Below are 15,176 nucleotides of genomic sequence, written 5' to 3'. Positions count from 1 at the left end.
TTTAAACGGAATTGCTGCTACGGCGGTTGCGTTTTTGTAATAGCTGGGTTTCCAGTTTTTGGAAATAGACATAAATGCCCCACACAAAAGCCGCCGCGACAGGAACGGCAAAATACCAATGGGCTTTCGCCACAGCTAAGACGGTGAGTAATTGTTCGCCGAAGAAATAGGCGGGGGTAACGGTGATGGCAGCCCAAACCCACGCGCTCAGCAGGTTGATGATGGCAAATTTTTTGGCGGAATATTTGGTGATGCCAATCGACATGGGGATAACGGTGCGCAATCCGTACATGTAGCGTTGCATAAAGATAATGGGCCAGCCGTATTTTTTTAACAGCAAATGGGCAATGGCAAATTTACGGCGTTGGTTGTGGAGTTTGCGCTGGATATAGCTTTTATTGAATCTGCCGATGTAAAAGTAAATTTGGTCGCCCGTAAAACCGCCTAGTCCGGCCACAAAAATGGTGACGAGGTATTGCATATCACCGGTATGGGTCATGATGCCACCCATAATCAGACCTAATTCGCCTTCCAGTATGCTCCATAAAAACAAGATGACATAACCGTATTCTTTCAGCCAACCGAGTAATAATTCTTCCATAAGCCTTTATTATTGTTGTGTTTAGAATGATGGTGATAACGATATTGCAGGCGGTAACAGCCTGTAACCCGCTATTGAAGCGACTATCGTAGCACAGACTCAAGCGGACTTCTGCAAAATACCGACAACAGGAAAGCTTGTTGTAAGAAGAGGCAATTATTGGGGGATAAGGGGAGGTAGAAACAAAAAAGCCCCGATAAAATCGAGGCTTTAGTTTGTTCATGGTGCCCAGGGGCAGAATCGAACTGCCGACACGAGGATTTTCAATCCTCTGCTCTACCGACTGAGCTACCGAGGCAAAATAAATAGGGCTTGCAGGTGGTGCCCAGGGGCGGAATCGAACCGTCGACACGAGGATTTTCAATCCTCTGCTCTACCGACTGAGCTACCGAGGCAACGCTGCAAAGACCGATATTAGAACCGATAATGCAGTGATAGTCAAGATTTACTGTTGGTTTTATCGGTGCTTTGTGGGAAAAAATTTGCGCTTCCGTGGCCTGTGCAGGGGATTGGTGCAATGATTGCTTAAAAATCAAAAACAACCAACACTTAAAGCGTGGCTACTTTGCTATCGGAGGGTTTGTTTTTTTTAAAGTAGTCGCGCACGCCGTTAAAAATGGCGGTTGCCATTTTGCTCTGGTAATTGCTGCTCAGCAGGTTTTTTTCTTCATCAGGATTAGAAATAAACGCCGTTTCCACCAAAATGGACGGAATATCCGGTGATTTCAACACCATAAATCCAGCGTTTTGAACTTCGGTACGGTGCAAGCCGCAGACATCATGGAAGCTTTTCAATACCTGATTGGCGACTTCCACGCTGGCTTCTTGGCTGACGGATTGCGATAAGTCCAGCAATATGGTTGCCACGTTTTTCTCGGTAGTAACCAAATCAATATTGCCCAATTTGGCTTGTGCGGCATTTTCGTTATCCGCCAACCAACGCGCGGCTTCACTGGATGCGCCATGTTTCGATAAGGTAAACACCGATGCGCCTGTTACCGTAGGGTCTTGATAAGCGTCGGCATGGATGGAGATGAACAGGTCTGCATTGGCAGCCCGCGCTTTTTCCATGCGTTCACGCAAATCGACATAGTAGTCACCTTTGCGGATCATCAATGCTTTCATGCCGTGCGTTTGGTTGATGAGCTGCTCAAGTTTTTTGGCGATGGCTAAGGTCACCACTTTTTCTTCTGTGCCTTGTTGACCATGCGCGCCGGGATCCGTGCCGCCGTGTCCGGCGTCAATGGCGATGATAATGGCTTTGTTTTTCTGGGCGGGCGCAGGTGAGGGGGATACGGTCTTTGCCTCTTCGTCACGAACCTGTTGATTGTCAGAGGCTGGGGCGGTTGCTTTGCTTGCCAAATCGACCAGCAGCTGATGTTCGTTGCGGTTGTTTGAGCGCAAGGCAAAATGCTTGCCGTCAACCGTTTGTTTTAAATCCAAAACGATACGTAAATCGCTGCCATTTTTTACTGCCGTGTGGACTTTGGCAAACAGCGGGTGATCGGCAGGGGGCTGTGCAAGGTCTTGCGTGACACTGGCATTTTTTATGTCGATCACCAAATGCGAGTGGTTTTCGGCGACAAAGACCCGATGCTTGGGCGAGTGGCTGACATCCAGTTGCACAAAGTGGTGTTCGGCTTTGGTTGGGTAGTGGATGTTGCCAATATCAACGGCTTCAGCCACATAACTTGAGCCTAGCAAGCACAGCCCTAAAAAACCAGATGGATAAACGGAGATTTTCATAGCGGCGACCAGATGAAATAATAAAATGCATTAACTAATGCAGTTATCCTATTGTTTTGTTGATTGATTATAGGTTTTTTGCGGGGGCTGGGCAATCATTGATTGTCAATAATCGGCCTTGCTTGGCGGGTAATAAAGTGATGGTTTTATCGGCTGGCGGCAAAAAGCCCTGGCCTTTTTCAGGCCATTCGATAAAGGCAAGGCTGCCCTTGGCAAAATAATCGCGGATGCCTATCCATTCCAATTCTTCAGGATCCGCCAGACGGTACAAGTCGAAATGGTACAGTTTTCGGTCGCCCAACGAGTATTCCTCCACCAACGTGTAAGTTGGGCTTTTGATCGCACCGGTAAAGCCCGCCGCACGCAAGCAACCCCTGACCAAAGTAGTTTTGCCTGCGCCTAAATCGCCATTCAGAAAAATGACGCAAGTATCCGGCAAATGTTGCCACAGCTGCGCGCCAAAGCGTTCGGTGGCTTCGGTATCGGCTAGAAAGACTTCCATTAATTCACCAATCTTCGTAAAAATGGCAGCAAATCGCTGGCTAACAGACCGCGTTCACCGTCTGCTTGCGCGGCAAGGTCAGCGGCTTTGCCATGTAAATAAACACCTTGTCGGGCGGCTTCGGATAAGCCCAAGCCTTGCGCCAACAAACCGGCAAGAATACCGCACAACGTGTCGCCCATACCGCCCGAAGCCATGCCCGGATTGCCGGTATTGCACACCGCAAGGCCGTCGGACGCGGCAATCAAACTGCCGGAGCCTTTTAAAACGGCGACGCCTTGGTATTGCTTTTGCAACATAGTGGCGGCGGCGAAACGATCCTGTTGAATGTCGCTTGTTGAGCAAGCCAACAGCCGTGCGGCTTCGCCAGGATGGGGCGTTAGCAGCCAATGACCGTTTTGATGCGGCTGTTGTGCCAGCAGATTTAAGGCATCGGCATCGACAATTATCGGTTTGTTGCAAGTCAAGACGGCGGCGAACAGCTCTTTTGCCCACGCGTCTTGCCCCAAGCCCGGGCCGATGACAACCACCGAAGCCTTGTCGAGTAAAGCGTGCAGCTGTGTGGCGTAATCTACACCGTGGCACATCAGTTCGGGCTGTTGCAGATTCAATAGCGCAGCATGGGCTGGTTGCGTGGCAAGAGTGACCAAACCGGCACCCGTCCGCAATGCTGCCATACCCGCCAGCACGCTTGCGCCACTAAAACCATGATTGCCACCGACGACCAATACATGCCCGAAATTTCCCTTATGCGAACACCGAGCGCGGCGCGGCAGCGGCTGGTGGATTACCCGTAATGCGGTTGGCTGGGTCGTTTGAAAAACAGCAGCGGGCATTTCCAAATCGGCATAAACGATGTCGCCACAATAATCGGCAGCCTGACCAGTAAACAAACCTTGTTTTAAGGCGATAAAGGTCACTGTCACATCGGCCTTGACGGCAACCCCTAAGACATTGCCGGTATTGGCATTCAGACCCGATGGCACATCCACGGCAAGCGTCGGGGCAGGGTGCTGATTGATGGCCTCGATGGCTTGCGCAAACAGGTCAGTTACCGCCCTTGCCAAACCCGTACCCAACAAAGCATCGACCAACACATCGGCTGCAAAGGTTGGGCTTGCATCAAACGTCGCCACTTTCCCGCCAGCTTTTAAATAAGCGTGGTAAGCCTGCGCCGCATCACCTTTAAGCGATTGCGTATCGCCCACGCTCAGCACCGTGACGGTCAAACCAGCCTGAACAGCCAAGGCCGCCAGCAAATAGCCATCACCGCCGTTATTGCCTGCACCACAGAAAACTGTGATGCGTTTGGCGTCAGGCCAGTTTTGCCTTAATTGCACAAACAACGCATCCGCCGCCCGCGCCATCAGCGAATAACCGGCAATCCCAAACTGGCTGCTGGCAAGGTGGTCAAACTCGCGGCATTGTTCGGCGGAATAAAGACCTAACGGTAATGGGGACATAATGTTGGGAAGATGAATGTCAAAAATTGCCAAATGCGTTTGGCAAGGCATGTTAAGCGTTTTGAAAGCTGACAGAGTCAGAAATTATGATACATTAACGACCGCTGATAGGGGTTAAACAATTAAAATTAAACCGTCAGTAATAGTCAAACGTCTGCCCAACCAGACCGATCAACTAAATAATTATAAGGGTATAAAACTATGGCAAGTGTATTAAACGAAGTACTCAGCGCAAACCGCGATTATGTCGCCAGCTTTGACAAAGGCGACCTGCCTATGCCTCCAGGCCGTCATTTTGCCATCCTGACCTGCATGGACGCGCGCCTTGACCCTGCCAAATACGCAGGGCTTTCAGAAGGCGACGCCCACGTTATCCGCAATGCCGGCGGTCGTGCCAGCGATGACGCCATCCGTTCGTTAGTCATCTCTTACAAACTGCTGGGTACAAGCGAATGGTTTGTCATCCACCACACCAACTGCGGCATGGAATTTTTCACTAACGACATCATGAGCGACTTGCTGGGCAGCAGCTTAAAAACCGCCTCATTGGACGAAAACGCCTGCTGGCACGACGGCTGCGAAGGCCCAGGTTCGGCAGAAGGCAAATACATCAACTGGCTGACCATTAAAGACCAAGCGCAAAGCGTGCTGGAAGACGTGGTGCGCATCAAATCCCACCCGCTTGTGCCTGCAAACATCCCGGTCTATGGCTACATTTACGATGTGGCAACAGGCCGCCTGGTTGAAGTACCTGAAGCGACCGCCGCAGGAAAAGCCGCATAACCCATTGCCCACCCTAATAGTGGGCAATGCAACGGGCATAGCTTAATCGGCCCACTAAAAAACCCGCTAAGTCGTTAAGGCTGGCGGGTTTTTTGTTTTGGGGGTCGGGATAAAGCCAACCGTATTGCTGATTACTGCTGAGCAGTTTTATCTCTTAATGATGAGTGAAGTGTTATAGCCAATCCGCTATAAAGTGAAAGAATAAATTCGCAAAAAAGTACGGAATAACGTACGATATTTTTTTTGTATTTTAAAGTGCCATTATGCAAACACTAACCGCCAGCGAAGCCCGCGCCAACCTCTACCGCCTGATTGACCAAGCCGCCGAATCCCACCAACCCATCGCCATCACCGGAAAACGCGCCAATGCCGTTTTGCTTTCTGCCGAAGATTGGTCATCCATACAAGAAACCCTGTATTTACTGGGCGTTCCTGGAATGCGCGAATCAATTTTAGAAGGCATGGCAGAATCCCCCGATGAATGCAGCAAGGAACTGGATTGGTGAGTTGGGAAATCATCTACGCCAAGCAAGCATTGAAAGATGCTAAAAAATTGGCAGCGGCAGGATTAAAAGACAAAGCATTTCTGTTATTGGAAATCCTAAAAACCGACCCGTGCCAAAACCCGCCGCCTTATGAAAAATTGGTCGGTGACTTGGCAGGTGCTTATTCACGGCGCATCAACATCCAGCACCGTCTGATTTATCAGGTTTTGGAAAGTGAAAAACGGGTTAAGGTTTTACGGTTGTGGAGTCATTATGAATAGAAATAAGAAACTCTTCATCCAATCTAGGTAAAGTAATCAGAGTGTACATTGAGGTAAAAAACACACTCCCCAATAATCTTTCCACCTAACCACTGCTGAAAGCGAAGCGTGTGAATAGGAATTGGTCGTTCAGCCTTCAGGCAATAAAAAACCCGCTAAGCCTAACGGCTTGCGGGGTTTTTATTTTGAACATTCTAAATATTGAAATTTGGTGGAGACGGCGGGGATTGAACCCGTGTCCGTCTTAGTCAAATCAATCATTTAAAACTCGCGTTGGTTGTTCTTGTGTCAAATTCATAGCTAGCACTTTGCCAATTCAGCATACAAGCCGCCAAATTCGGCTAAGCTGTCATCAAATGCCTTTATAACCTGCCGTTCTTTTGTGGCCTTTACTTCACTGTGCGGCATTGGTTTTCTTTCTGTTCGTGGGTTAAAGCAAGCGCTTCATCTAAGCGTTCAGTCATCCGATTGGTCATCATTAGGCCTTATGATAGATAGCTTTAGCGCTAATAATACGCGGGCAACCGTTAATTTTCCAGCCGTCATACATGCTACTAAATAATAGGATTTTGTAATACTATATACGGTATTATGAGAATTGTCATGGACACCAATGTTCTGTTTGCTGGTCTTTATTCCGCTAACGGAGCATCTTACAAGGTTTTACAGCATCTGGCTGCCGGAAGGTTGAGTCTTGCCTTGTCTACGCCCTTGTTATTTGAATACGAAGACGTCTTAAAACGTAACCGTGACTTATTGAATTTGAACGATTTTGAAATAGAAACGGTTCTGGATAATTTGTGCGCGTTTGGGCAATCCCAAAAAATCCATTTTCTATGGCGGCCTTATTTGCCGGATGCCAAAGATGATATGGTGCTTGAATTGGCGGTTGCATCCAATGCCAATATTGTTACCCACAATCTGAAAGATTTTGCAGGTGTTGAGAAATTTGGTGTGGCGGCTATCCCGCCCAAAACTTTACTGGAGCGTTTAAGATGAGTGCGTTAAGTTTGCGTTTGCCGGATTCCATCCATCGGCATATTAAGGAATTCGCCCAAAAGGAAGGGGTGTCTATCAATCAGTTTATTGCCACGGCAGTCGCAGAAAAAATATCCGCATTGGCAACGGAAGATTATTTGCAGGCTAGGGCGCAACGGGCGGATAGCGCGGCTTTTGCTGCTGTGTTGGCTAAGGTTGCAGATAGGCAGCCGTTGGTGGGGGATGAGTTGTAGTCGGTTTAGACTTTGTTTGCTTTATAATTTTCTAATGATCGCTAGAAAAACGTACTGGTATTGCTAGACAAGGGTGAAAGTCCGTTAGCAGTTGCTAAGTTGCTCAATGTTTGTAGCGCTTCGGCTCTATGGCGGCTTAAAAAATTAGAGCCTAATATAAACTATAGATATTGTCTAATCGGCATTGTATTTTCAATGCAATCGATAACTCAACGGAGAATCATAATTGATTGACGATGCTGACTTAAAAAAAATAAAACCTAACGTGCCAACATGTTTTACTTCTGCGGAACATGTGCAAAGTGGCTTACCTATTCCAAAACCTGCGCGTATTATAATTTTTTCTCCAGACGAGTGGGAAGGGTTCATAGAAGAGTGGACTACTTCTATTGAAGACTCATATTCAAAAGTTAGTCGTCTGACTGGTTCTGGCGATCTAGGTGTTGATATTGCTGGATTCTGTGAAGATAATGGCTTTAAAGGAATTTGGGACAATTACCAGTGTAAACGTTATGACCATCCTTTACGACCAAGTGATGTTTGGGTTGAAATAGGAAAAATTATCTACTATTCACATATTGAAAAATACTCTCCACCACGAAAGCACTATTTTGTTTGCTCTAAAGGAATTGGTACAAGCCTTGAACAATTACTAAACAATTCAGGTGATCTAAAAAGCAAGACTATTGAAAATTGGGAAAAATATTGTCAGAAGGAGATTACAGAAAAAACTGAAATTATTTTGTCAGGAGATTTAAAACTGTTTCTTGATGGTTTTGATTTTAGTATCTTTTCTTCAAAGTCGTTAGTTGAGCTTATTAACGGGCATAGTCGCACAAAATACCACTCGGTACGTTTTGGAGGTGGATTGCCACCTAGGCCGAATCCTTCTATACCTCCCGACGCTCCAGATCACAAAGAAAGCCGCTATATTCGTCAAATTCTTGATGCTTATAGTGATCATCTTGGCTTAACGATCACAGGCGCTGCTGACTTAGAATCATACAATAAACTGAAACGTGATTATCTTCGCCAGCGTGAAAGGTTCTATCATGCAGAATCACTTCGTAACTTTGCACGGGATACAGTTCCAGAAGGAACATTTGAAACTTTACAGGATGAAGTCTATCACGGAGTGGTTGATATTTGTGAAGGAACACACGCTAATGGTTTCAATAGAATGAGCGCAACAATTGCCCAAGCTGCACTACTTAACTCCTCATCAAATCCGTTAGCGTCTTCTATTAAAACACAGGATCGACAAGGAATTTGTCACCAACTTGCTAATGATGACCGCCTTACTTGGGTATCGGATTATGAATAACGCTCATTTAACACCATTCAATAGTCCTTTGGAGACAGGGATGCGATCACTAGCTATTTTGGTGGTCGCATTCCCGATAGCTTTTGATCTTCAACGACTTGTAGAAATGGATTATCTTGTGGTTCATTCGGGTGATGCTAATGGGCCTCAGAGCTTACATGCGCCGCTACCACTTCGATCAGGTGAGTTGCTGGTTAGAAGAGGGTTAATCGAAAAAGGGTTGTTGCTTATGTTAAGTCGAGGTCTTATTCAAAGAATTCCAAAAGACGATGGATTTAACTATCTTGCGGGAGAAGTAGCAGCGCCTTTTATGTCTTCTCTTACAGCCGAATATTCACAACAACTCATGGTTCGTGCAAATTGGGCGGTTAAACAGTTTGAAAATGTTTCAACAGAGGATGTTAGGCGTATTACACATCGCTTGTTTGAAGAATGGACGAGCCAGTTCCAGCCAATCCAGAGGACAGGAACAAACTTGTGACAAATTGCTATCTTCAATTACGCAGGATTGAATTTTCCAACTCGGAAAATAAGGCAATTCTTAATTTTTTCCCAGGTGTTAATGTTATTTGCGGTGCTTCTGATACAGGAAAATCATTTCTAGCTGAGTCGATAGATTTCATGCTTGGAGGAAAGGATTTAAGGGAAATTCCTGAACGAAGCAAATACGGAAGCATTGAGCTTGATCTGGCTACAAGTAATGAAGAAAACTACAGACTCCACCGTTCTACATCAGGCGGAAGTTTTAAGTTTACAGAACTCAAAAACGCTGAGAATCAAAACGCTCTAAAACTAAAACCAGATCATGGACATGACAAGACGGATAATTTATCTGGCTTTTTGCTAGAAAAGATTGGATTACTTGGAAAACGAATTCTGAAAAATAAGAGTGGAGGAACTCTAAGTTTAAGTTTTCGTAATCTAGCCAGACTTGTCATTATTCAAGAGGGCGAAATTCAGCAAAAGGGTTCACCTTTTTGGAATGGTCAATATACCCAGAAGACACCTCAATTGGCTACTATAAAGCTACTTTTGACTGGGGTGGATGACTCAAGTGTTGTCTCTGCTAATACTCCGGAATTGGATAACTCAAAACAAATTGCTCTAATTGATGAGTTGCTTGCTGATCTTGCAACCGAACTTGCCGATGTTGATGAAGAAGAATTCGAACTCATCGAACAACTTTCCCGCTTGGAAAGCTCAATAGAAAGACAGCGTGAACAGCTTGATATTAGTCAGAGTGGGGTCAATATTCTGCTAGGCAATCGTGAAAATCTTTTGAAACATTGCCAAGAACTGAAAGGTCGCTTAATAGAAATAAAAGAATATTTAGCCCGTTTCGATTTGTTGCGAGAACATTATGAGGTTGATATTTTGCGATTAGAAGCTATACAAGAAAGCGGTTCAATGTTCGCTAGTGTTGAGCAAGCACCATGTCCGCTTTGTGGAGCAGAGCCTAAAAAACAGCATATAGTTGATTCATGCGATGGCGACATTGTGGCAATTGTGCAAGCAGCGTCTGCTGAAATTCAAAAAATTTCAAAGCTTAAGATTTAACTATCTAACACTGTTTCCGAGCTACAAACCGAGAAGTCAGAGCTTATGGAAGAGTTTAATACCCAAAATGCAAATTATGATCTCATTGATTCAGAGATTAAAGAAAAAATCGCTCCTCAGCTCGGTCAAGAACGCGAGTTATTTTCTGAGTTTGTGGAAAAACGAGCGAGTGTAAAAAAAGCTGTTGATTTATATGATAGAGTGAGACGACTAGAAGAACGAAGACTTGCTCTTTTGCAGGAAGAGGATGAAGGCTTTTCAGATGAACGCCATCAAATTACTACTGGTATTCCAATAGCCGATGCTCATTCTTTTTCAATGAAAGTCTCACAGGTACTGAAAGATTGGAATTTTCCCGGTGAATGTAACGTTTATTTTGAAAAAGACTCAAATGACTTTGTTATTGATGGAAAGCCGCGTGGTAGTCGTGGCAAAGGTTTACGCGCAATAACTCATGCTGCGATTACAATCGGATTAATGGAATATTGCCAAGAACACGGGCTTTCACATCCTGGTTTCGTGGTTCTTGATTCTCCTTTGTTGGCTTACTTCAAACCTGAGGGTGAAGATGATCTGACTTTACAAGGTACTGATTTAAAGGAATGTTTTTACAATTACCTAATAAAACACCATGCTACTGAGAGTCAGGTAATAATCATAGAAAATCAGCACCCGCCAACAGATGTCGAAAATATGATTGCAATGACGATATTTACAGGCAATCCAAATGAAGGACGTTTGGGTTTTATTTAATAACTTTTAGTATGTCTAGAAGCAAATAAAAGTCCATTAACTTTCCTAATACGCGGTATTATGTAGCAGGCGCACAAAGGATAGGGAATATAATTTAGCAGAGAAACTGACCGCTAAAGCGGTCAGAAAATCAAATCTTATCTTGAGAACTTCAATATATTTGATCCTTGTTGTTTAAGTGTTGGCTGCCCCATGTCTTGTTTACCTCTCATAAACCCACTAGGAAGCTCGCAAATCCTTTCAATTTCAGATAAATGAAAAGATAAGTCATTAGCTATTTGTTCTTTTGACTTAATATTTTTTTCAATAAGCATTTTTATGCTTTTAGAGATTAAATTTGGCATTTCAACGGGAGTAGAATCGTCAAGAGGTTCTCTGGACTTCCATTTTCTTCTATTTAAGTTAATCCATAAACGCTTTACCTGATCTTCGTCAATTATACCAAGATGCTTAGCCTTCATAATTTGCATCGCTATAGAAACATTCCATCTAGGCTTAAGAGATCGAAAAGCATCTAATGTAGGAGACCACAAATCATTGCTATATGGTACAGAAGGCAATAAAAATGCCGATGCAAACAAATGCGCCTGATCTTCTATTATTTTAAAATCTGTAGATTTATTTAGCGTCGTTTGGTCAACATTTCTATGAAGAATTAAATGTCCTAACTCATGAGAGGCATCAAATCTTGAACGAAAATAATTTGTTTTATCAGAAGACAAAACAATAACCGAATGCGGCTTTCTATATTCGGAGAAAGCGTCTAAAGCTTCGGCATCAAACACTGTCCTCCAAACAATTATTCCATTAATCTCTAATGTTCTTACAACATTGACTATAGGTCCATTTCCTAACCCCCAGTAATCTCTTACCTCTTGGGCGATTGATTCAATTTGGTTTGAATCTAATGATCTAAAGTTATCTGGCACAGATATATCAGGAAGGTTTGCTACAGGAAAATCAAAAAACTCCATTAAATAATCAATAATTTCTAGCCCCCACTCATATTGTGCTTCTGCTTTTGTTCTTGATATTTTTGTTGCAGAATTCATTGAACGATAAAAAAGCCTTTTAGGCTTTTCTATCTGAATTTCATTAAAGAAAAAATTAACCGGAACATTCAATACATTTGCGATCCGCTCTACAACATCAGGCTTTGGTTTTTGTTTGCCGCTTTCGTAAAGCGAAATAGAGGCTGTAGATATATCGACCATATCTGATAAATTTACAGATGACAGTCCTCTGGCGTTTTTTGCTTGTTCTAGCCGTTGACCGTTAAATGACTTTACTCCTAATGCCATTAGTCTTCCCCATTAATTTTTTTATTTGTTTTGTCTGTTTTTAGTGTTGGTTCGGCATCTTGTGATTGTCGCGACAAATCCTTGCTATTTTGAATAGCCTGTTGATCTAATATATCCATTAGATCAATTGGTTCTTCTATCCATGAGTCGAATTTATGATTTGGAAAACCAATATGAATAGAGTCAAATGTATCTTTTTTATTGGTTTGTTCCGTATGTACTAAAACCCCAAACAATTCTTCATTTTTTGGGCTTGATTCGATGACAAACAAGTCAGATTGAGATAGGAATTCATTAATAGAAGAGGCTTGAACTCTGTTTTCAGAAAAGGATGGGAAACCCGCTCGCGACTGAACATGACACATTACAAATGCGAACCTACCCATTCTTACCCTAATATGCTTGCATCCACCGTTTTCTGGCTGAACAATGTTTAGCTTTAAACCATGTTCGGCTGATAGTCTTTGTAACAACGTTTCAGAAGCTCCACGTCGGTAATATCCCATCACATAATTTGCTTGCTCTTCTCCAAGATTTGGATCGTTCTTGACTGTTTCATAAGAATCCTTATAAACAAGGGGCATCTTATTAAGCAAATCGCGAACAAAGCCGTGCGGTAATTCGTTAGCCAGTAATTGGCGAAGAGTGGGTGTAACTTTCATAAAAATTAGTTCCGTTTTTGGTTTAATGCACATAATGTACAAAATAATTTGGCCTAGCGCAACTTTTTGCAATTATTATTTAATTTCAAACTACGCATAAGTCCAAAATACAAAAAACTTAACTGTCGAATAAAATTTTAACCAACCCTCACATCATTAACCCCAATGGCCTTCATGCACTGCAAGAAAAATTGGAAAGTAAACGCGCCCCGATTGATCTTGGTGTTGATGCTGTTATAGCTTTCATCTATCCCAATATCCTTGAGTTTTTCGGCAAGCGTTTCGTAATCAACCCCCTTGCGGGTCAACTCAGCTTTTAAGATATTTTTTGCCGATGCTTTCCAGTCGTGCGTTTCCATAGCGTTTCCTTCTTAATTTCAAAAGCCAGCAGCATATCATAATAAAGCACAAATATGTCATATATGAAATATTTGTGTTGATTGTAATTTTATATATGGTATATTTGTGTCACATTTGAAATATGCAGAGTAAATCACATGGCACAACACTTCCTACTATCAGCAAAAGCCCATTCACTGTCCTTGGTGCAAATCTTCACCATGACCGACGAGGCCGCATTTGACCTGTTCAAGGAATCCCGTTGGGGCGATGGCAATCCGGTTTGCCCGACTTGTGGACTGATCGACAAGCATTACTTTATCAAGACCCGCAAGCAATGGCGTTGCAAGGGCTGTAACCATACGTTCAGCATCACATCAGGCACATTGTTTGCCCATCACAAATTGCCCTTGAAAATCTACTTGGGCGCGGTTGCACTGTACACCAACACGGCAAAAGGCTTTTCCGCCCTGCAATTGTCGCGGGATTTGGACGTGCAATATAAGACGGCGTTTGTGATGATGCACAAAATACGGGAATCCCTGATGGATGCCGAAGCTGCCAAATTAGGCGGCGAGGTGGAAATTGACGGGGCTTATGTGAACAGCTATGTGCGCCCTGAGAACGAAAAGGCCGACCGCAAAGACTTGCGCTTAGTCGAGAACCAAAACCCTAACAAGCGTTGCATTATCACGATCCGCGAACGCGGCGAGAAAGGCGAAGGTGCGGTGAAAACAAAAACCTTCGTGGTGAAGTCAGAAAACCAAGCCGACATTAAGGCATTGGCGGAAACCCATATTGACGGCGAAGCCACTATAAACGCCGATGATGCCAAATGCTATGACGCTCTACATGCCAAATTCGATATGAAGCGGGTCAACCATCAAGAGCGTTACAAAGGCGACAAGGGCGAATGCACCAACCAAGCCGAATCTTTCTTCTCACGTTTCCGCCGGATGCACAAAGGCCAAGTGCATAGAATGGGCAACCAAAACTTAAATGCTTACGCCAACGAATGCGGCTACCGCGAAGATACCCGCCGTTGGTCTACTGGGGAAATCTTTGCCGACATCACTGGACGTTGCGCCAACAAGCCGACTTCACGGAACTGGTGCGGGTATTGGCAGGGCAATAAGACGGTTGAACGGCTGGCGGCTTAATGGTTGCCCACAATTCCATTGTGGGCTAGACTCTAAAATTTACAAACTGTGGATATAAGACATGGAAAATAAAGAAACCGTTGCAGCAACTTTAGCCGCCGCCATTTACCAAAATCTTACCCAAAAGAAATCAGGCGGAAGCTCGTCACCTGTAGCGATGCAGCCAACACCACCAAACATAGATGCGGAAATCAGTAAAATCACTGAAATTTACCAAAATGTTTTAAGTAAACTCAACGCCACGATTGATTAATGCTAACAAGTTCTCTTGGTCGAGTTCGCTTGGGGTTTCGGATAGCCAAGGCAATGCGTTTTCAGAGAAGCGTATTGCTCCTTGAGCATCCCTAACACTCAAGTTTTTAACCGCTTCAAATATAAGCTTAATGGCCTCCCATTGCTCTTGGCTCATGCCGATATTTCTTAAGGCTTCGTTTTGGTGTTCAGTTCTTTCTATCATGGCCAATCCTTAAATTCTAAAAAAACATAATCATCCCGTCACGACACGCCGAAATCAATAGCCTAAGCCAATTTCCAAACACACCCCCCGTTAAAATCCCTTCCCGTAAACTCCACAAGGCCGTTTTTCCTTTGGTTATGTAGCGTAGTTAGTATAGTGGCCTGTAACGCCCTTTCTTGATCCTTGTCGAACCCCTTCAAGGCTGAAACAACCCTCGCAATCTCGACAGTGCTTAAGGGCTTGCCAGACTCCCTGAGAATATCAAGGATAGTCCTGTTGGCTTCCCCTCGCTTAAAAAAGGCGTTCTTTCTTTGGAAACGTTTTGGCTTGATGGTTTGTATCCGGTAACCTGGCTCGAACATCTTTATTGTGGAGTCCAGCAAGGCAATGTCTTCGGATAGCTTGGCTATCTCTTTACGGTGATGCTCCACCAGTCCGGCAAGCTCTGAACGCTTCGCCACCAGTGCGCTTATGACGTGGGTTTCTGCCATTTACTTTCCCGTTTAGGTGTATAATGGCTTGTATTTTAA

Annotated in this window: 20 protein-coding genes and 2 tRNA genes; 11 read left to right on the top strand and 11 right to left on the bottom strand. The window is 44.2% G+C overall.

Going from position 1 to position 15,176, the window contains the following annotated elements:
• Nucleotide 1: 1 nt before the first annotated feature.
• From ACYQ1O_RS15530 to ACYQ1O_RS15505, 6 genes are all read right to left on the bottom strand, one after another.
• The gene (locus ACYQ1O_RS15530) at nucleotides 2-601 is read right to left on the bottom strand and encodes a DedA family protein (RefSeq protein ID WP_459993057.1); all 600 of its coding nucleotides are present in this window, start codon (nucleotides 599-601) and stop codon (nucleotides 2-4) included.
• Between the two features lie 222 nt (nucleotides 602-823).
• A tRNA-Phe gene (locus ACYQ1O_RS15525) sits at nucleotides 824-899 on the bottom strand.
• 21 nt (nucleotides 900-920) lie between these two features.
• Nucleotides 921-996, bottom strand: a tRNA-Phe gene (locus ACYQ1O_RS15520).
• A gap of 154 nt (nucleotides 997-1,150) precedes the next feature.
• Nucleotides 1,151-2,347, bottom strand: coding sequence for an N-acetylmuramoyl-L-alanine amidase (locus ACYQ1O_RS15515; protein WP_459993056.1), 1,197 nt, complete (start codon nucleotides 2,345-2,347; stop codon nucleotides 1,151-1,153).
• A 67-nt stretch (nucleotides 2,348-2,414) separates the two neighbouring features.
• Entirely contained in the window at nucleotides 2,415-2,849 is a 435-nt protein-coding gene (gene tsaE / locus ACYQ1O_RS15510) for a tRNA (adenosine(37)-N6)-threonylcarbamoyltransferase complex ATPase subunit type 1 TsaE (RefSeq protein ID WP_459993054.1), read from the bottom strand.
• Nucleotides 2,849-4,312, bottom strand: coding sequence for an NAD(P)H-hydrate dehydratase (locus tag ACYQ1O_RS15505; protein WP_459993053.1), 1,464 nt, complete (start codon nucleotides 4,310-4,312; stop codon nucleotides 2,849-2,851). Before ACYQ1O_RS15505 ends, tsaE begins: the two co-directional genes overlap by 1 nt.
• Nucleotides 4,313-4,513: 201 nt before the next feature.
• Here ACYQ1O_RS15505 and ACYQ1O_RS15500 point away from each other — a divergent pair, with 201 nt between their 5' ends.
• The 9 genes from ACYQ1O_RS15500 to ACYQ1O_RS15460 all read left to right on the top strand — a co-directional run bounded on the left by ACYQ1O_RS15500 (nucleotide 4,514) and on the right by ACYQ1O_RS15460 (nucleotide 10,727).
• Nucleotides 4,514-5,095, top strand: a complete 582-nt coding sequence (locus ACYQ1O_RS15500) for a beta-class carbonic anhydrase (RefSeq protein WP_459993052.1) — start codon at nucleotides 4,514-4,516, stop codon at nucleotides 5,093-5,095.
• Between the two features lie 263 nt (nucleotides 5,096-5,358).
• Nucleotides 5,359-5,601, top strand: a complete 243-nt coding sequence (locus ACYQ1O_RS15495; RefSeq protein WP_459993050.1) for a type II toxin-antitoxin system Phd/YefM family antitoxin — start codon at nucleotides 5,359-5,361, stop codon at nucleotides 5,599-5,601.
• The gene (locus ACYQ1O_RS15490) at nucleotides 5,598-5,861 is read left to right on the top strand and encodes a Txe/YoeB family addiction module toxin (protein ID WP_459993048.1); all 264 of its coding nucleotides are present in this window, start codon (nucleotides 5,598-5,600) and stop codon (nucleotides 5,859-5,861) included. The genes ACYQ1O_RS15495 and ACYQ1O_RS15490 overlap by 4 nt, the downstream gene beginning before the upstream one ends.
• Nucleotides 5,862-6,464: 603 nt before the next feature.
• Nucleotides 6,465-6,860 (top strand): putative toxin-antitoxin system toxin component, PIN family, encoded by a 396-nt coding sequence (locus ACYQ1O_RS15485; protein WP_459993046.1) that lies wholly within the window; start codon nucleotides 6,465-6,467, stop codon nucleotides 6,858-6,860.
• Nucleotides 6,857-7,093, top strand: coding sequence for a YlcI/YnfO family protein (locus ACYQ1O_RS15480; protein ID WP_459993044.1), 237 nt, complete (start codon nucleotides 6,857-6,859; stop codon nucleotides 7,091-7,093). Before ACYQ1O_RS15485 ends, ACYQ1O_RS15480 begins: the two co-directional genes overlap by 4 nt.
• A 226-nt stretch (nucleotides 7,094-7,319) precedes the next feature.
• Nucleotides 7,320-8,417: an ABC-three component system protein gene (locus ACYQ1O_RS15475; RefSeq protein ID WP_459993043.1), complete on the top strand. Its 1,098-nt coding sequence runs from the start codon at nucleotides 7,320-7,322 to the stop codon at nucleotides 8,415-8,417.
• Nucleotides 8,410-8,898 carry an ABC-three component system middle component 2 gene (locus ACYQ1O_RS15470; protein ID WP_459993042.1) on the top strand — a complete coding sequence of 163 codons (489 nt, stop codon included), beginning with the start codon at nucleotides 8,410-8,412 and terminating at the stop codon, nucleotides 8,896-8,898. Before ACYQ1O_RS15475 ends, ACYQ1O_RS15470 begins: the two co-directional genes overlap by 8 nt.
• A complete protein-coding gene (locus tag ACYQ1O_RS15465) occupies nucleotides 8,895-9,974 on the top strand; it encodes an AAA family ATPase (RefSeq protein ID WP_459993040.1) in 1,080 nt (359 codons plus the stop codon). The genes ACYQ1O_RS15470 and ACYQ1O_RS15465 overlap by 4 nt, the downstream gene beginning before the upstream one ends.
• Before the next feature lie 45 nt (nucleotides 9,975-10,019).
• The gene (locus ACYQ1O_RS15460; RefSeq protein ID WP_459993038.1) at nucleotides 10,020-10,727 is read left to right on the top strand and encodes a hypothetical protein; all 708 of its coding nucleotides are present in this window, start codon (nucleotides 10,020-10,022) and stop codon (nucleotides 10,725-10,727) included.
• A gap of 137 nt (nucleotides 10,728-10,864) precedes the next feature.
• On the opposite strand, the gene ACYQ1O_RS15455 is transcribed toward ACYQ1O_RS15460, so the two are convergent.
• The 3 genes from ACYQ1O_RS15455 to ACYQ1O_RS15445 form a co-directional block, all read right to left on the bottom strand.
• A complete protein-coding gene (locus ACYQ1O_RS15455; RefSeq protein ID WP_459993036.1) occupies nucleotides 10,865-12,028 on the bottom strand; it encodes a helix-turn-helix domain-containing protein in 1,164 nt (387 codons plus the stop codon).
• Nucleotides 12,028-12,690, bottom strand: a complete 663-nt coding sequence (locus ACYQ1O_RS15450; RefSeq protein WP_459993035.1) for a hypothetical protein — start codon at nucleotides 12,688-12,690, stop codon at nucleotides 12,028-12,030. Before ACYQ1O_RS15450 ends, ACYQ1O_RS15455 begins: the two co-directional genes overlap by 1 nt.
• 137 nt (nucleotides 12,691-12,827) lie before the next feature.
• Nucleotides 12,828-13,049: a DUF6471 domain-containing protein gene (locus tag ACYQ1O_RS15445; protein WP_459993034.1), complete on the bottom strand. Its 222-nt coding sequence runs from the start codon at nucleotides 13,047-13,049 to the stop codon at nucleotides 12,828-12,830.
• Between the two features lie 138 nt (nucleotides 13,050-13,187).
• Here ACYQ1O_RS15445 and ACYQ1O_RS15440 point away from each other — a divergent pair, with 138 nt between their 5' ends.
• On the top strand, nucleotides 13,188-14,189 hold the full coding sequence (locus ACYQ1O_RS15440) for an IS1595 family transposase (RefSeq protein WP_459993032.1): 1,002 nt from the start codon (nucleotides 13,188-13,190) through the stop codon (nucleotides 14,187-14,189).
• Between the two features lie 61 nt (nucleotides 14,190-14,250).
• Nucleotides 14,251-14,442 carry a hypothetical protein gene (locus tag ACYQ1O_RS15435; protein WP_459993030.1) on the top strand — a complete coding sequence of 64 codons (192 nt, stop codon included), beginning with the start codon at nucleotides 14,251-14,253 and terminating at the stop codon, nucleotides 14,440-14,442.
• Here ACYQ1O_RS15435 and ACYQ1O_RS15430 read toward each other — a convergent pair.
• Together ACYQ1O_RS15430 and ACYQ1O_RS15425 are read right to left on the bottom strand one after the other, a co-directional pair.
• On the bottom strand, nucleotides 14,413-14,646 hold the full coding sequence (locus tag ACYQ1O_RS15430) for a hypothetical protein (protein ID WP_459993028.1): 234 nt from the start codon (nucleotides 14,644-14,646) through the stop codon (nucleotides 14,413-14,415). The two genes, ACYQ1O_RS15435 and ACYQ1O_RS15430, sit on opposite strands and share 30 nt — an antisense overlap.
• Before the next feature lie 62 nt (nucleotides 14,647-14,708).
• Complete coding sequence (locus tag ACYQ1O_RS15425; protein ID WP_459993026.1) at nucleotides 14,709-15,137, bottom strand: hypothetical protein; 429 nt, start codon at nucleotides 15,135-15,137, stop codon at nucleotides 14,709-14,711.
• Nucleotides 15,138-15,176 lie beyond the last annotated feature (39 nt).

It is taken from the genome of Methylosoma difficile, from assembly GCF_054657615.1.
The sequence above is the reverse complement of the archived record's forward strand: the minus strand, read 5'-3'. Positions and strand labels throughout refer to the sequence as shown.